The sequence below is a fragment of the Labrys okinawensis genome, assembly GCF_002982075.1.
GTDB lineage: Bacteria > Pseudomonadota > Alphaproteobacteria > Rhizobiales > Labraceae > Labrys > Labrys okinawensis_A.
On record NZ_PUEJ01000010.1, the window covers coordinates 1 to 16615 of the forward strand.

At 61.9% G+C, this 16615-nt stretch carries 17 protein-coding genes; 7 read left to right on the forward strand and 10 right to left on the reverse strand.

Features of this window, described 5'->3' with window-relative positions; all coding sequences use genetic code 11:
- A partial coding sequence (locus C5L14_RS23335) for a transposase (RefSeq protein ID WP_146127008.1) occupies window positions 1–317 on the forward strand: 317 nt, incomplete at its 5' end.
- A gap of 25 nt (window positions 318–342) precedes the next feature.
- Here the strand turns inward: C5L14_RS23335 and C5L14_RS23340 are convergent.
- The 6 genes from C5L14_RS23340 to C5L14_RS23365 form a co-directional block, all read right to left on the reverse strand.
- Window positions 343–777: a lysozyme inhibitor LprI family protein gene (locus C5L14_RS23340; protein ID WP_181161306.1), complete on the reverse strand. Its 435-nt coding sequence runs from the start codon at window positions 775–777 to the stop codon at window positions 343–345.
- Window positions 778–944: 167 nt separating this feature from the next.
- Window positions 945–1763 (reverse strand): carbohydrate ABC transporter permease, encoded by an 819-nt coding sequence (locus C5L14_RS23345; RefSeq protein WP_105864695.1) that lies wholly within the window; start codon window positions 1761–1763, stop codon window positions 945–947.
- Window positions 1764–1773: 10 nt separating this feature from the next.
- Entirely contained in the window at window positions 1774–2670 is an 897-nt protein-coding gene (locus tag C5L14_RS23350; RefSeq protein WP_428832652.1) for a carbohydrate ABC transporter permease, read from the reverse strand.
- A 17-nt stretch (window positions 2671–2687) separates the two neighbouring features.
- Window positions 2688–4022: an ABC transporter substrate-binding protein gene (locus tag C5L14_RS23355; protein ID WP_105864492.1), complete on the reverse strand. Its 1335-nt coding sequence runs from the start codon at window positions 4020–4022 to the stop codon at window positions 2688–2690.
- 56 nt (window positions 4023–4078) lie between these two features.
- On the reverse strand, window positions 4079–4738 hold the full coding sequence (locus C5L14_RS23360) for a GntR family transcriptional regulator (protein ID WP_105864493.1): 660 nt from the start codon (window positions 4736–4738) through the stop codon (window positions 4079–4081).
- A gap of 115 nt (window positions 4739–4853) precedes the next feature.
- Window positions 4854–5741 (reverse strand): dihydrodipicolinate synthase family protein, encoded by an 888-nt coding sequence (locus C5L14_RS23365; RefSeq protein WP_105864494.1) that lies wholly within the window; start codon window positions 5739–5741, stop codon window positions 4854–4856.
- A gap of 215 nt (window positions 5742–5956) precedes the next feature.
- On the opposite strand from C5L14_RS23365, the gene C5L14_RS23370 reads away from it, so the two are divergent.
- The gene (locus C5L14_RS23370; protein WP_105864696.1) at window positions 5957–6448 is read left to right on the forward strand and encodes an MEKHLA domain-containing protein; all 492 of its coding nucleotides are present in this window, start codon (window positions 5957–5959) and stop codon (window positions 6446–6448) included.
- Between the two features lie 4 nt (window positions 6449–6452).
- Here C5L14_RS23370 and C5L14_RS23375 read toward each other — a convergent pair whose 3' ends face one another.
- Window positions 6453–6932: a DUF2938 domain-containing protein gene (locus tag C5L14_RS23375; protein ID WP_105864495.1), complete on the reverse strand. Its 480-nt coding sequence runs from the start codon at window positions 6930–6932 to the stop codon at window positions 6453–6455.
- A 67-nt stretch (window positions 6933–6999) separates the two neighbouring features.
- Entirely contained in the window at window positions 7000–7530 is a 531-nt protein-coding gene (locus C5L14_RS23380; protein ID WP_105864496.1) for a regulatory protein RecX, read from the reverse strand.
- Between the two features lie 132 nt (window positions 7531–7662).
- Between C5L14_RS23380 and C5L14_RS23385 the strand changes: the two genes are divergently transcribed.
- The gene (locus tag C5L14_RS23385) at window positions 7663–8319 is read left to right on the forward strand and encodes an HAD family hydrolase (RefSeq protein WP_105864497.1); all 657 of its coding nucleotides are present in this window, start codon (window positions 7663–7665) and stop codon (window positions 8317–8319) included.
- Window positions 8320–8434: 115 nt separating this feature from the next.
- Here the strand turns inward: C5L14_RS23385 and arfB are convergent, their stop codons facing one another.
- The gene (gene arfB, locus C5L14_RS23390; protein WP_105864697.1) at window positions 8435–8860 is read right to left on the reverse strand and encodes an alternative ribosome rescue aminoacyl-tRNA hydrolase ArfB; all 426 of its coding nucleotides are present in this window, start codon (window positions 8858–8860) and stop codon (window positions 8435–8437) included.
- A 144-nt stretch (window positions 8861–9004) separates the two neighbouring features.
- Here arfB and uvrA point away from each other — a divergent pair, with 144 nt between their 5' ends.
- Window positions 9005–11929, forward strand: coding sequence for an excinuclease ABC subunit UvrA (uvrA, locus tag C5L14_RS23395; protein WP_105864498.1), 2925 nt, complete (start codon window positions 9005–9007; stop codon window positions 11927–11929).
- A 271-nt stretch (window positions 11930–12200) separates the two neighbouring features.
- Window positions 12201–13001, forward strand: a complete 801-nt coding sequence (locus C5L14_RS23400) for an extracellular solute-binding protein (RefSeq protein WP_210203286.1) — start codon at window positions 12201–12203, stop codon at window positions 12999–13001.
- Here C5L14_RS23400 and C5L14_RS30095 read toward each other — a convergent pair.
- Entirely contained in the window at window positions 12921–14003 is a 1083-nt protein-coding gene (locus tag C5L14_RS30095) for a hypothetical protein (RefSeq protein WP_146127009.1), read from the reverse strand. The genes C5L14_RS23400 and C5L14_RS30095 overlap by 81 nt on opposite strands.
- 647 nt (window positions 14004–14650) lie before the next feature.
- On the opposite strand from C5L14_RS30095, the gene C5L14_RS23415 reads away from it, so the two are divergent.
- Window positions 14651–14806 (forward strand): DUF1127 domain-containing protein, encoded by a 156-nt coding sequence (locus C5L14_RS23415; protein ID WP_082979542.1) that lies wholly within the window; start codon window positions 14651–14653, stop codon window positions 14804–14806.
- Between the two features lie 274 nt (window positions 14807–15080).
- On the forward strand, window positions 15081–16493 hold the full coding sequence (gene trmFO / locus C5L14_RS23420) for a methylenetetrahydrofolate--tRNA-(uracil(54)-C(5))-methyltransferase (FADH(2)-oxidizing) TrmFO (protein ID WP_105864502.1): 1413 nt from the start codon (window positions 15081–15083) through the stop codon (window positions 16491–16493).
- Window positions 16494–16615 lie beyond the last annotated feature (122 nt).

Sequence of the window (16615 nt, forward strand, 5' to 3'; positions counted from 1 at the left end):
GCACCTATGTGGAAACCCAACTGGTTCCAACCTTGAAGCCGGGCGACATCGTCGTCATGGACAATCTTGGCTCCCACAAGGGAAAGCAGGTACGCCAAGCCATCCGAGAGGCAGGAGCAAAGCTGCTATTTCTGCCCAAATACTCCCCCGATTTGAACCCAATCGAGCAGTTCTTCGCCAAACTCAAACACTGGCTGCGCCAAGCCGCCGCTCGTTCTCTCGATGAGCTCACGCACGCCATCCAGCACATCTTGCAGCAGACCAAACCCAGCGAATGCGCGAATTTCTTTGCTAACGCAGGATATGATCGAACCTAATTTCATAATGCTCTAGGGGATCGACTTATCGCCCGTAGCTCTGGAGCCAGAGCGTGCGTCGCGCCAGTTCCTCCAAGCGACAACTCCTGTCATCGATCATGGCAGCCTGACCGCCCTCGCCATCCTCGCCGCTATCACACGCATTCCACCGTGATTTCAGCCATTCACGCTGCGACTGGCGCAGTGTCTCCCGGCTGGCTTCATCCTGAAGGCGCCTCAGTACGGCTTGATAGTTGGTATTCAATTTCTTGTCGACGCGCTCGAATTCGTCATCGATGCAGTCCGTGATCTTGGCGGTGACACCTTCGGTCCGGCCTGCGCAATCGTCATATTGCCGGGAATAGACCTTTCCATTGATCTCGTCATGGCTCGGTTTGAAGGCCTCGTAGGCGGGTGCGGCCAGGGCCGGCATCGAAGCGAGGCCGAGAAACAACAGGGAAAATGCAGCGAGTCGTGACATGGTGATCCTATTCTTCACGATTACCGACGGATGACACCGCATTCCGTCGCGCGCGGATATATGTTGTGGAACACCGTCTCGCATGCATGAAGGCAGGCAACGCTGACATATTCCCGCGCTTGGGGCGTCGCTGAGCAAAAACGTCGCCGCCGGTCGGTATGATCCCCCTACTTCACCGCTCCGGCCGTAAGCCCCGCCACGATCTGACGCTGGGCGAACAGGGTCAGCAGCAGCACGGGCAACGTCACCACGAGCGCCGCGGCGGCGAGCGGCCCCCAGCTCACCTGTTCGAAGGACAGCATGTTGTAGACGGCCACCGGCAGCGTGCGCGTCTCGCGGCTGGCCAGCACGATGCCGAAGACGAAATTGTTCCAGGAGAAGATCACCGCCAGGATGAGGGACACCACGATACCCGGCTTGGCGATCGGCAGCGCCACTTTGAGGAAGATCTGCCATCGCGAGGCGCCGTCGATCATGGCGGCCTCCTCCAGTTCCAGCGGCGTGGTCTCGAAATAGCCGATCATGATCCAGATCACGATCGGGATCGTCACCACCAGATGGATGATGATCTGCGGCCACAGCGTACCGAGCAGGCCGAGCGACTGGAACAACAGGAACATCGGGATCAGGAAGGAAAGGCCTGGCGTCATGCGGGCGATCATGATCACCATTGCCGCCTTGTCCGCCTTGATGCGAGCGATGCCATAGCCAGCCGGCACGCCGACGATCAGCGCCAGCGCCGTGGCCGCGCCGGTTACGATCACGCTGTTCCAGAAATAGCGCAGGAAATCATTGGTGGCGAAGATCTCGGTATAGTTCGACCAGGCGAACTGCTCGGGGATCAGGATCGGCGGATAGGCGCCATTGTCGATCTCGTATTTCAGCGAGAGCGACAGCATCCAGATGAAGAACAGCAGCGCCGGCGACACCACGACAAAGCCGAGAAAGAGCGTGCCGGCGAGACGCAGGAGGCGTCGAAATTTCATCATCCTGGCCTCATGTATTCCATTTCGCGCGCTGGCGCAGATGCAGCAGCACCAGCGACATCACGATGATGATGATGAAGAACACCACGGCGATCGCCGAGCCGTAGCCGATGTCGTAATAGGAGAAGGCCACGTTGTAGAGGTAGAGGTTGATGGTCTCCGAAGCCGTGCCCGGACCTCCCTGCGTCATGGCGTAGATGATGTCGAAGCTCTTGAGGGCGTCGATCGAGCGGATGATCACCGCGATCATCATGAAGGGCAGGATCATCGGCAGGGTGATGTAGCGGAACTTCTGCCAGGCATTGGCGCCGTCGATCTCGGCACCCTCGAAGGGTTCGCGCGGCATCGAGGCGAGCCCACCAAGCACGATGAGCATGATGAGCGGCGTCCACTGCCAGGTCTCAACCAGCACCAGGGACGGGATCACGGTGCCCTGCTCGAAGATCCAGGCCTGCGCCGGAATGCCGACCAGCGACAGCAGATAGTTCAGGACGCCGAGCTGGGGATGGAACATCATGGTCCAGACCAGGGCGACGGCGACGGGCGTGGCCATCATCGGCATCACGAAGATGCCGCGCAGCACGCCGCGCAGCGGCATTTTCGAATCGAACACCAGAGCGGCCAGCGTTCCCAGGATCAGCGGCGCCACCACCGAGAGCACAGTGTAGGTGAGCGTGTGCCACATCGACTCCCAGAACCGGGTATCGCCGACCAGGCGGATATAGTTCTCCAGCCCGACGAAGCGCGGCGCCGATCCGACCTGCCAGGCGTTGGCACTCATGCCGACGGTAAACAGCCACGGGAAGACGATCACCGCCGCCACGAGTATGAGCGCCGGCAGGATGAAGGGCCAATAGCCCGGCCGCAGGGGGCCGGACGCATTGGCGTTCGTCTGGACAGACGCCATGGCGGGGCTTTGGACGCTCATTGCGCCTCGCTGCGGGCGAGCACGGGCTTGAAGGCTTCCGTCGCCTTCTTCATTTCGGCCGCCGGATCGGCACCGCCGAGCAGATTGGTCAGCCCGACGCCGATGATGTCGCGGAATTCCGTCACCGGAATGATCACGGGAAGCCCGAGCTGGCTGATCGGCGCCGATTGCGCGACGCAGTCGACCCAGCTGCCGGGCATGGTGACGCCTTCGCGCACCTTGGCGTCACCGAGGATCGAATTGCGGAACGGTACGCCGGCTCCAGCCTGCAGCAGGCGCGCGCCCATCTCCTTGGAAATCGCCCACTGGCAATAGAGATAGGCGGCTTCCTTCTTGGCCGAGGCCTCGGTTACGCCGATGCCGTCACCGAAAGTGGCGGAGGCCTGTGCAGCCGGCCCCTTGGGCATTACGCCATAGCCGACCTTGCCGACCACGCGGGACTTCTGCGGATTTTCCAGCGGCGGGGCAAAGCCGACGCCATCGAGCCACATGCCGACCTTGCCCTGCAGGAAGGCGGACTGGCATTCGGCCCAGTTGAAACCGGTGACGCCGCGCGGAGCCGACTTGGTCATCAGGCGCTGGTAGAGCGCGGCAGCCTCGATCGCCTCGGCGGAATCGGTCTGCAGCGAACCGTCCGCGCCGACGGGGCTCTTGCCATGGCCGAGCAGGAAGCTGGTCCACACCGGCACATTGGCGTTCTTGGCACCGCGCGCTACGAAGCCGGAAATGTTGTTGTCGGCATCTGTAATGGTTTCGGCCGCCTTGACCATCTCCTCGAAGGTCTTGGGATATTCCAGCCCCTTGGCGGCGAACAGATCCCTGTTCCAATAGACGATCCAGTAGTCGACCGAGAAAGGCAGCGCCCCGAAGCGGCCATTCTTGTCCTTGGCGAAAGCGAGGCCCGCGGCGGCGAAATCGCTCTCGACCAGGGAAGGATCCGTCAGTTCCGGATTTTTGAGGAACGGGCCGAGATCGGCCAGCCAGCCGGCCTTCTCGAACTGGCGCTTCTGCACGTGATAGCTGACATGGATGACGTCGAAGCTCGGCTTGCCGGAGGTCAGCTCGATCACCGCCTTCTGGCGTTGCTGCTGTTCGGGCGTCTGCTCGGCATTGACCTTGATGCCGGTCAGCTCTTCGAATTCCTTCTGATATTTCTGCAGCGTATCGCCGCGCGGGCTCTTGATCAGGTTCACCTCGAGCGTGGTGCCGGCATATTTCTTCCAGTCGACAGCTGCGAAGGCAGGCCGAAGGCCGGCAAGGCCAGCGGCACCGAATGCGGCTGAACCGGCCAGAAATTGGCGGCGCGACGGCTTCAACAAATCAAAACTCATAGGTTTCTCCTCCCAAAGCTTCTTATGGATCGTCTGTCTCGCAGATCGTCCCGGCGCTAGACCTTCAGCGCCAGGGCGCGCGCGTTGTTGATGTGTTCGGCAATGGCATCCACCGCCTTTTGCGGCTCGCGGCTCTCGATCGCAGCGAGAATGGTCAGATGCTCGCGCATGACCGGCACCACCCGGCCGTCGATCCGGAAGCGCTCCTGATTGATCAGGCGCATCTTGATGGAATTGACCCGGTAGGCCTTGGCGATGATCTCGTTGCCGACCGCATCGATGATGGTGTCATGCAGGTTCCAGTCGATCGCCTGGGCCTGCTCGACGATCTCGGGTGCGAGCTCTTCGGCCAGCCCCCGGGCGAGCATGTCCTCATGCTCGCGGCGCAGTTTCGCGACCACGGCATCCGATGCCGAAACGGTGAACAGCGCGATCGCCTCCTTTTCCAGAAAGAGACGGAACTGGAAGGCATCGCGGATGAGATTGAGATCGATATGGGCGATCTGGATGCCGCGCTGCGGGATGGTGGAAAGCAGGCCTTCGGCCTCCAGGCGCGGCACGAGTTCGCGTATGGCGCCGAGCGGCAACCCCGTCAGCGCCACCAGTTCGCGCTGCGACACGAACTGGCCGGGACGGACATCGCGCGCCAGGAGATGGCGAGTGAAACTGGCATAGGCCTTTTCCCGCAGTCGCAGCGGCTCGCCTCCCTCGTCCATCCGCCCCTCCCTGATCCGCAGCAGCGCGCGTCGGTGACCGCACGCTTGCCTGCTCCGCCTCTTCGGTTCGACGCTTTTTGCGATTCCTGCCGATTCCGGCAAACCGCAAAACGCTTCAGGCCGCCTTCGTCTGCCCGATACGATCCAACAGCCCGGCCAGTGTCCTGGCGTCATTATCCGCCAGCGCGACCAGCGGCGCCCTCGTGGCGGACCATGCCGCATCGCCGGTGCGATGGGCAACCATTGCCTTGACCGCCGGGATCACCGGATAGCGAACGAGCTGGTCGACAAAGGCGGTCAGCCCGCTGTCGTCCCGCCCCTCCTGCACCATGGGGAGCATGCGTTCGGGGCAGATGTTCGCCATGCCGGAAATCGCCCCCTGCCCGCCCAGACGCACACCGGCAGCCAGACCTCGCTCGTCGCCGATCAGGATGGCAAGATCGCGGTGGGCAGCCAGTAGGGATTGGGTGAATGCCCAATTGCCCGAGGAATCCTTGACGCCGGCCACCACCGCCGGAAAGGCCTGCTTCAGCCGTGCGATCAGATCGACCGAGAGCTCCACCGCGGTGACCGAGGGAATGTTGTAGAGATAAATGCCCCTGGCCTGGGGCCCGATAGTCTCGAACACAGCCGCGAACCAGGCGAACAAACCGTCGTCCTGCAGTCCCTTGAAATAGGAAGGGGGCGCAAGCAGCACGCCGCGGCACCCGGCATCCAGGGCCTGTTTCGCCTGTAATCCGGCATCGGCGATGGCGTTGGCCATCACGCCGATGACGATCTGCCTGGCCTCTACGCCCTCAGCCAGGAAAGCGGCAAGCAAAGCCTGGCGTTCGCTGGCGGCGATCGAAGCGCCCTCCCCGGTGGTGCCGAACAGCGTGACGCTGCTGCAGCCATGGGCAAGGCACCAGCGCGCGTGGGCGACGGCACGGACCGCATCAATCTGTCCCCAGGAGTCGAACGGCGTCGTCAATGCCGCCGAAAGACCAAAACGTTCCTCTGCCATCCCAATAATTCCACCGAAATCTCAATATGCAATCTTCGATAACAGACTGACATGTCAGTCGCAAGACAGGCACTGTGTTTGTCCGAACAATATTTCTGCTCACAGGCTTGACCCGGGAGATTGCGCCAATGGAAATAAGGGCATTGCTCACTTCACGGCTTCGGCTCGGCGCAGCTGCAAGCCGGACCGACAAAGCGCCCCACTCCTGGCCGATCATGATTTCATCCGAAAGGCTCGCCGCCGGCTGGCCCAACCTCGCACGCAATGCCGATTTCGCCGCCTTGCTCGATCGCAGCCTTCATCGCCTTACGGGCCAAGGCCTTCTTCCGGATCGCTTCGAAAACCAGGCTGCCGCCGATTGGCTCTATGCCGAGGCACCCTTCTGCCTCCTGGCTCACGACACCAGGGCGGATCCCATATTCATCTATGGAAACAAGGCTGTACAGGCATGTTTTGAATATGATTGGGAGGAATTGACGCAACTTCCATCCCGCCTGTCAGCGGAATTTCCAGATCGGAGCGAACGCCAGCGCTTGCTCGACACCGTGAAGAAGCAGGGCTTCATTTCCGACTATCGGGGCATTCGTGTCGCCAAATCCGGCCGCCGCTTCCTGATCGAGAACGCCATCGTCTGGGAAATATTCGACGACGCAGGCAACCGCCATGGCCAGGCTGCGACATTCTCATCCTGGCGCAATGTGAGCTGATGCTTCAGCGAATGAGCAGCGCCGTTCCCCACAGTCCGAGCGCAAACACGGTGTGCGCCATCAGGTTGAGCAGGCGCGCCTTGTTGGGATTAGGCGTCTTGGAGGCGGCCCAACCGATGCCGAGCCCTGGCTGCAGCAGGAACCAGCCGGCGCCGACCGTGACGATGCCCCAGATCCAGGCGGGAAGGAAGGTCGGGTTCGCCAGCCAGGAACTGCCCATGAAAACGACCAGGATGATGCCGTAGAGAATGCCCACGACATAATGGCCGATCCAGCCCAGCGCCAATTCATGATCATAGGGCGACGCCTTGGCGATATCGTCATGGAAGACGCGGCCATACTGCAGGTGCCAGAACCAGCGGCCGACCGGAGCCCAGTTCGGCAGGTTCTGACCGAAGAATTTGTGCAGCACGAGCGCCCACAGATCCATCAGGACCGTTGCACCGATACCGATCGCGACGCCGCGCCAGAGAAGCTCGAACATACCGAATCCGCAAAGCCCACCGTGAATTCATCATACAAAACACCGGGCGACTGGCCGGCGCAAGCTCTCAGGCCTCGAGAAGAGCGCGGATTTCGTCGGGATCGCCGGTGATGATACGGCGGGACAGCGAAATGCTGAAACCGCCGCGGGCCAGCACGGCAATCTCCTTCTCGATCTCGAAAGCCCTTTCCTCACGGCGCCAGGGACCGATCCGCCGGCGCTGCGCCAGGCGGGCAGCCGCCCTTTCTTCCGCGTCATGCCGGTCCTCGCCCGCGAAAACTTGTGCCATCAGGGTGCGATCGATCCCCTTCGCCGCCAAGGCTGCGCCGATGCGGCGTGCGGAAAGCCCCCGACTGCGGCCGGCATGAAGGCGAGCCTCCACGAAACTGGTATCGTCGACGAAGCCATATTGCCGGCAATAGTCGATCGTGCGTTCGATCATTTCGGCGACATCCACGTCCGGCCCGAGCCTGCGGCGCGCCCGCCGCTGCAAGACCTGGCGAAGATTGGCGACGCTGGTCGACCGCTGACCGAGATAATGGAGCGCGGACTTGCGCATCCAGCTTTCTTCGCGGCTCAGCGACGGGATGACGGACATGGCGGCCTCGAATCGTTGGAAAGAACTTGCCGGAACTCATGGCCGCGCGCCATCATCACCAAGCTCGGACCTGGCTTGACAAGAATCGCGGCACGCCGGCCTCTGCACGTCTTCTCGGATCAGGCGGTTCCCATGTCCTTCTCTCTGGTGATTTTCGATTGCGACGGCGTTCTCGTCGATAGCGAGATTCTGTCGGCGGAAGTCGAAGCCGAAGCCCTGTCGGCCCTCGGCGTAGAAGTCACCGCCCATGACGTGATGCAGCGTTTCCTGGGCCTGACCCAGGAGGCCTTGGAGGAGCGCTTCGAGCAGGATTTTGGCGTCAGGCTGCCGCCGGACCATGCCGAGACCACGCGTCGCATGCTTCGGGCGGCCTATGTAGCCCGTCTGGAACCCATTCCAGGCGTGCGCGACGTGCTTCAAAGCCTGCCGATGCCCTATTGCGTCGCCTCCAACAGCCCCCCTGCCAAGCTCGGCCTCGGCCTCAGCATCACCAACCTGTTCGAACTGGTCTACCCCAACATCTTCAGCGCGCAGCTGGTAGCGCAGGGAAAACCGGCGCCGGATCTGTTTCTTCATGCGGCAAAGGTTCTCGGGGCAGAACCCGCGGATACCGTGGTGGTCGAGGACAGCGTGGTCGGCATCAAGGCAGCCAAGGCCGCCGGTATGACGGCGATCGGCTTCGTCGGCGGGCTGCATCATATGCCGCCCAGCGAAAAAACCCTGGTCGCGGCAGGCGCCGATCACATCGCGCACACGATGGACGAGGTGAAGGCACTGATCCTGGCGTGAGATCGGCGGCTGTTGTCATTGCCGGTCTTCGTCCCGGCAATCCAGCGTCACAATCTCGACAAGGGGCGGCTGCTGGATGCTCGTGGCGAGCCCTCACATGACAAAAGCCCCGATCTCAATCCATCGAAATCTTGCCGCCGCGCAGCGATTTGACGTTGGAGCGACGCGATTTCGACTCGAGCCGCCGCGCCTTGGCGGCCTTGGAAGGCTTGGTTGCCTTGCGGGGGGGCGGGGGCGGCGTGGCGGCCTCGCGCAGCAGCGCAACAAGTCTCTCGCGGGCATCTTCGCGATTGCGCTCCTGGGTGCGGAAACGCTGGGCGAGGATGACGACAATCCCCTCCTGCGTCAGCTTGCGCCCGGCGAGCTTCTGAGCGCGGATGGCGACATCGTTCGGCAGCGAGGGCGAAGTGCGGATGTCGAAACGCAATTGCACCGCCGTCGACAGCTTGTTGACGTTCTGTCCGCCGGGACCGGAGGAGCGAACGAAGTCCTCGATGATTTCGCGCTCGTCGATGGACAAACTGGGGGTAATTTCAATCATGAGGCCTGCATAGCGCATGACTTTGGGCCATGCCGCTAAATTCTGCGGATAAGTTCACGAATTGTTCTTGTATTTTCAGAACCCCTCCTTCAATTTGCGAGCCAAAGCGCCTATCTCAGCCCGAAAGCCCACAGGATCGTCCGTATGTCTGGCCGCCCCACCTCCGGCAGCGCTGTTCCATCGCCTGCCGATCGCCGCTTCATTACCGTACGCGGCGCTCGCGAGCACAATCTCAAAAATGTCGATCTCGAAATCCCGCGCGATAAGCTGGTGGTGTTCACCGGCCTTTCCGGCTCGGGCAAGTCATCGCTCGCCTTCGACACCATCTATGCGGAGGGGCAGCGGCGCTATGTCGAGAGCCTGTCGGCCTATGCGCGCCAATTCCTCGAAATGATGCAGAAGCCGGACGTCGACCAGATCGACGGCCTGTCGCCCGCCATCTCGATCGAGCAGAAGACCACCTCGCGCAATCCGCGCTCGACGGTGGCAACGGTCACCGAGATCTATGACTATATGCGCCTGCTCTGGGCCCGCATCGGCATCCCCTATTCGCCGGCGACGGGACTGCCGATCGAAAGCCAGACGGTCAGCCAGATGGTGGACCGCGTCATGGCCATGCCGGAGGGCACCCGCCTGTTCCTGCTCGCCCCTGTCGTACGCGGGCGCAAGGGCGAATACCGCAAGGAACTCGCCGACTTCCTCAAGCGCGGCTTCCAGCGCGTCAAGATCGACGGCACCTTCTATGAGATCGCCGACGCTCCTGCCCTCGACAAGAAGCTCAAGCATGATCTCGACGTGGTGGTCGACCGTATCGTGGTGCGCGCCGACATCGCCAGCCGCCTGGCCGACTCCTTCGAGACGGCCCTCGAACTTGCCGACGGCATTGCCGTGGTCGAACTGGCCGACCAGAAGGAGGCCGACGGCTCGCCCAGGCGCGTGATGTTCAGCCAGAAATTTGCCTGCCCCGTTTCGGGCTTCACCATTCCGGAGATCGAGCCGCGGCTGTTTTCCTTCAACAATCCCTTCGGCGCCTGTCCGTCCTGCGATGGTATCGGCACCGAGATGACAGTCGATCCCGTCCTGGTGGTACCCGACGAAACGCTGTCGCTGCGCAAGGGCGCACTGGCGCCCTGGGCGAAATCGACCAGCCCCTATTACAGCCAGACGGTCGACGCGCTCGCCAAGCATTACAAATTCGGCGTGACCACGCCCTGGAAGGACCTGCCGGAAAAGGTACAGCAGGTGTTCCTCTACGGCTCGGGCGAGGAACAGATCGTATTTTCCTTCGATGACGGCCTGCGCTCCTACGAGACCCGCAAGGCCTTCGAGGGGGTGGTGACCAATCTGGAGCGGCGCTGGAAGGAGACCGATTCCGAGCAGGCCCGCGAGGATATTTCGCGCTTCATGGCGAACACGCCCTGCAAGGCCTGCGCCGGTTTCCGCCTCAAGCCGGAGTCGCTGGCGGTCAAGATCACGCACAAGCATATCGGCGAGATCTCGGCAATGTCGGTGCGCCAGGCCCAGCACTGGTTCGAAGCGCTGCCCGCCGAACTCAGCGCCAAGCAGAACGAGATCGCCGTCCGCATCCTCAAGGAGATTCGCGAGCGCCTGCGCTTCCTGGTCGATGTCGGCCTGGATTACCTGACGTTGGCCCGCAATTCCGGAACCCTGTCGGGCGGCGAGAGCCAGCGCATCCGCCTCGCCTCTCAGATCGGATCCGGTCTCAGCGGCGTGCTCTATGTGTTGGACGAACCCTCCATCGGCCTGCATCAGCGCGACAATGAACGCCTGCTCGAAACGCTGCGGCGCCTGCGCGAGCTCGGCAACACCGTGATCGTCGTCGAGCATGACGAAGACGCCATCCTGCAGGCCGATCATGTCGTCGATGTCGGCCCCGGCGCCGGCGTGCATGGCGGGCGCATCGTGGCCCAGGGCACGCCTTCGGAGGTGATGGCCAATCCGGCGTCCCTTACCGGCAAATATCTGACCGGTGAACTCTCCGTCCCCATGCCGGCCGAACGCCGCCGGCGCCAGAAAGGCAAGGCTCTGAAGCTCACGGGCGCCCGCGGCAACAATCTCAAGGATGTCTCGGTCGAGATCCCGCTCGGCCTGTTCACCTGCGTCACCGGCGTATCGGGCGGCGGCAAGTCGACCCTGCTGATCGATACCATCTACAAGGCCGTTGCCCGCAAGCTGAACGGCGCGCTGGAGCACCCCGCACCCTATGACAAGCTCGACGGCCTGGAACTGATCGACAAGGTCATCGATATCGACCAGTCGCCGATCGGCCGCACGCCGCGCTCGAATCCGGCGACCTATACCGGTGCCTTCACGCCCATCCGGGAATGGTTCGCCGGCCTGCCCGAAGCAAAGGCGCGCGGCTATCTGCCGGGACGTTTCTCCTTCAACGTCAAGGGCGGGCGCTGCGAGGCCTGCCAGGGCGACGGCGTCATCAAGATCGAGATGCACTTCCTGCCCGACGTCTATGTCACCTGCGACGTCTGCAAGGGCAAGCGCTACGACCGCGAGACGCTGGACGTGCGCTTCAAGAACAAGTCGATCGCCGACGTGCTCGACATGACCGTCGACGAAGGAGCCGAATTCTTCAAAGCCGTGCCGACCATCCGCAACACCATGGAAACGCTGGCGCGGGTAGGCCTGGGCTATGTCAAGGTCGGCCAGCAGGCGACCACCCTGTCGGGCGGCGAGGCCCAGCGCGTGAAGCTCTCCAAGGAATTGTCGCGTCGTTCCACCGGGCGAACGCTCTACATCCTCGACGAGCCGACCACCGGGCTGCATTTCCACGACGTCGCCAAGCTCCTGGAAGTGCTGCATGAGCTGGTCGAACAGGGCAACACCGTGGTGGTGATCGAGCATAATCTCGAAGTCATCAAGACGGCCGACTGGGTCATCGACATGGGGCCGGAAGGCGGCGACGGTGGTGGCGAGGTGGTTGCCGAAGGCACGCCGGAGGCGATCGTCCGTGAACCGCGCTCCCATACCGGTCGCTTCCTGCGCGAGGTGATGGAGCGTCGCCCCCAAGGGCGCCGGGGCGAAGCCGCGGAATAGCTTGCCTGGAAGGCGGGCCCCTCACCCGTGAGCCTTGGCGGCAGCGCGGGCTTGGAGGGTCGATCTCCAGATCGACCCTCTTGAACATGCCGGGCGAGGAAACTCTGCCAGGAGTGCCGCCAACGATACCGGGCTGCCGGCTGCGCGCCGCCTTCCGTTGCCAATCTCCCCTCGCAGCAAAACCATTGCCAAGCGGGCGTTTTGACGGCTAACGCTATAGCTACCTATATATAACGAGTCGGCACAGCCGTTCCGTTTCCGGGAGATGCACATGCTCAGGGTCCTGCTCACCTCTTGCCTGCTCTTCGGCGCCGCCGCCGCCCGGGCTGACGAGGTGGTGCTCTATGGCGCCGGCAGCCTGCGTGCGGTGTTGAGCGACATCGTGCAGGATTTCAGCCGGAAGAGCGGCATCAAGGTGCGCACCGACTTCGGTCCTTCGGGCCTGATGCGGGAAAAGATCGAGCAGGGCGACAAAGTCGACATCCTGGCCTCGGCGGACATGGCCAGTCCCGTCAAATTGCAGAAGGATGGCTTGGCGAGTGCCGTCGTCATGTTCACCCGCAACCGGCTTTGCGCCTTCGCCCTCCCGGAAGCCAGGCTCTCCGGCGCCAATTTTGCCGAACGCCTGCTCGATCCAGCCGTGAAGCTCGGCACGTCGACGCCCAAGGCCGACCCCGGCGGCGACTACACCTGGGCGATGTTCCAGCTGATCGACAAGCGAAACCCGGGTGCCTTCGTCAAGCTGGAAGCCAAGGCCAAGAAAATCGTCGGGGGCTCGGCCGCCCCCATTCAAGCCGGGGAAGATCCGATTGCCGACGCTTTCAAGTCCGGCCAGATCAATGTGATGATGGGCTATTGCAGCGGCGCGGCTCAGCGCAAGGCAGCCACACCCAAGCTGGATGTCGTCGAGGTTCCTGAAGCCTATGAGACCGGCCCCGAATATGGCCTGGCTCTGGCGCGCACCGACAATGCCGCTGCGGTGGCGCTGATGCTAGCGATTCTCTCGCCGCAAGGTCAGGCCACTTTCGGCAGATACGGTTTCGCGCCAGTCGGCCTGCCGACTCGCCCCTGAACGAAGCGACACAACCGACGTCGGCATCCGCTGCCCTGCACTGTCTATCGGCTTGCGTGATGGGCGAGCGCCCTGGGCGACGTATGTCTCGGCGGGTTCCATCGGAAATCGCGTGCGGACATTCCCGGCCGCTCCCCGCCACAGATGGCGCCAATGAACCAGGATGGCACGCAGGCGCCCCGTCACCGGTCTGCGCAGGGGCGCTGCCGCCAGCAGGATAAGGGCCCCTAGCAACAGGCTCGTACGCCCCTTCGTGACGCGCCCCGACCGGCCGATGGCGGAGAATGGTGTGGCCCGCAGCCAGGGTATGCGAAACAGCGCGAGAATGGCGTGAATATCGTCCTCATAAAGACGCCCGTCGGCAAAGCCGTTGGCGCTCTTGTTGCCGCCGACCGGCTCGGTATGCCGAACCGGGAATTCGTCGATCACGGCAAAATCGCGCGGGTCTTCCGCCACAAGGTTGCACCAGATGAGGTCGATGCCGCTTTCATATCCCAGGGCATAAAGCGGCGCGATCCGTTCGAGAATGTCGTGCCGGAAGACCGGGCACATCATCTCCACGAAATTGACATAGCGCAGAGCATATCGCTTCCGCTGCAGCAGGCAGGCATAGGTGAAATGGCTATCCCAGGTCAGCGCCGGCTGCGCGATCTTGAGATTGTACTCATCGCAGCGTGAAAAAATCCCGTTGATGCAAGCGGGAGACGCCTCGATATCGTCGTCGAAAAAACATATATATTTATACCGAGCCAAAAAATCAGCGTGCTCGCGCAAGAAACCAGCATAACCTGCGACTTTGCTGCCCCCGCGATATTCGAGATAGACACCGTCCTCGCGAATTGCGGGCAAGTTGGTGTCGTAGCTGCTGAGGAAGACGTCGTAATTTCTTTCCACGCCGGCGGCCAACCACTGGGCATGAAGACTCTTCGGCCCGATCCGCGCGACCAGCAGATATTTTCGGTCGCTTTTCTCCGGGCCATCTCCTGAACCGTTCGTCGTCATTGCTCCAGTCTCCCGCTAACCTTCCAAGGGTTCGGTGCACTTCGGCGTCACGTAAGCTCAGGACCCAACAAAAATAAATAAATGACTTCGAAACAAATGGGCTATGCAATATTTATCAGGATTTACGAAATTTTATATTTGAATATATCTTTAATGTACGCGCCGTAAAACGCACCATAGATTTTTCATTATTCCTACTTTGTGGGCTCCCTATAGCATATCAGCACCTCAGGAAGCCAAGTCCAACTTTGGTGTATAGCGGTACTACTGGTGGGTAAGGCCTGCTAAGTCTCAACAGGCATTCCTGGGGGCAGATCAGCGCTGCTCCCTGCCAATTATGCCTAGCGGTATGATCATGTTTGTCTGGTGGTATTAGGCCGATACCACCACTTGTTTTTCAGGCGCCCAATCCCGAAATCTCGTATGGGGCCAGGGCCTCAAGAGATATGCACAGCACGCATCACGGTAATTTCAAGGAAGCCGTTCTTGACGGTTTTCTGACAAAGGCGGCAATGCGGCATGCAAAAACCGCATGATTGTTGTGCAATGCAACATCTACCTCGTTCGGCCAAAACCGGGCATATAGAGAATGTGAACGGTGTTGAGGAATTCGCTTCAACGCAGGTTCACAGAAGAGGAACCTTATCATGTTGTTCGCAGCTTTGATCGAACGTGTCCGCATCTGGCGCCGTGAGCGCGAGACGCTGGCCGAGCTCAGGCGCTTGAACGGACGCGATTTGGCCGACATCGGTATCAACCCTGCCGACGTTCGCGCAATCGCGCGTCAGGCCGCCCGCGCCTAATCTTGCAGGTAATGACCAATGGGCTGCATGGCTCATTGGTGCAATTTCGACGATCCGCCCGCGTGTCCATCTTTTGCAGTGGAAAGTCGTATCGCTTTTGCCAGCTGGTGGCATTCCGGCCGGCGATCGGGCTACGTTGATATCGTGCCTAAGCGAAAAGTCGTAGGTGCCGTCTCGCAGGACCGAGGCCGAGCGCCAGATAGCCGCCCTTCCAGGGCGGCTTTTTATTGTGCCGGAGCTTCAATCGCGAAGCCCGATGGTCTAAAAGCCGGTCATGACCATCAGCCCCATTCATATCATCGGCGGCGGCCTCGCCGGTTCCGAAGCCGCTTGGCAGACCGCCCAGGCGGGTGTCCCCGTCATCCTCCATGAGATGCGCCCCGTGCAGCCGACCGAAGTCCACAAGACCACGGACTTCGCCGAGCTCGTCTGCTCCAATTCCTTTCGCTCGGACGACGCCGAGACCAATGCCGTGGGCCTGCTCCATGAGGAAATGCGCCGGCTGGACTCGGTGATCATGGCCTGCGCAGACATCCATAAAGTCCCGGCCGGCGGTGCCCTGGCAGTGGACCGGGACGGCTTTTCGGCCGCGGTGACGCAACGGCTGACGGCTCATCCCTTGATCGAGATCCGGCGCGAACATGTCGACGGCCTGCCGCCGGCTGATTGGGACAATGTCATCGTCGCGACCGGTCCCCTCACCTCCAAGCCGCTTGCCGATGCCATTGCTGCCCTCACCGGCGAAACTTCGCTCGCATTCTTCGATGCGATCGCACCGATCGTGCATCGCGAATCCATCAACATGGACATCGCCTGGTATCAGTCGCGCTACGACAAGCCGGGCCCTGGCGGTACGGGTGCCGACTATATCAACTGCCCCCTCAGCAAGGAGGAGTACGAAGCCTTTCTCGACGCCGTTCTTGCCGGCGACAAGACAAGCTTCAAGGAGTTCGAGGGCACGCCCTATTTCGATGGCTGCCTGCCGATCGAAGTCATGGCCGAGCGCGGCCGCGAAACCCTGCGCTTCGGACCGCTGAAGCCGGTCGGCCTCACCAACCCCCGCAATCCCGACGTCAAGCCTCACGCCATCGTGCAGTTGCGCCAGGACAATGCGCTCGGCACGCTCTACAACATGGTCGGGTTCCAGACGAAGCTGAAATATGCCGAACAGGTGCGTGTCTTCCGCCTGATTCCCGGGCTCGAAAATGCCGAATTCGCTCGTCTGGGCGGCCTGCATCGCAACACCTATCTGAATTCGCCGGTGCTGCTGGATTCGACGCTGCGCCTGAAAACGCAGCCGCGCCTGCGTTTTGCCGGCCAGATCACCGGATGCGAAGGCTATATCGAAAGTGCGAGCGTCGGCCTGATGACGGGCCGCTTCGCCGCGGCTGAACGCCTTGGCCGGCCCGTTACGATACCGCCAGCCACGACGGCTCTCGGCGCCCTGCTCAACCACATCACCGGCGGCCATCTCGTCAGCGAGGACGCAGGACCACGCTCCTTCCAGCCGATGAACGTCAATTTCGGCCTGTTCCCGCCTTTGGAACTCGCCCCCAAGGGGGAAGGCGGAAAGCGGCTGCGCGGCAGCGAAAAGGCCCTCGCCAAGAAAAAGGCAATGAGCGCCAGGGCCCTGGAAGCCCTGGAAGGCTGGAAGAAGGCGTCCGCCGGCGAGCATCTTCCGGCCTGAGCATCGCAGGTTGCCGAGGCGCTTGCCGTCCTGGACCAGGAAGCAGGATGGGCAGCGCCTCGATAAGGATGTAGCCTGCTTCCGGCTCCTGCCCGCCCCATATCATGGCAGGAACCGGAGAT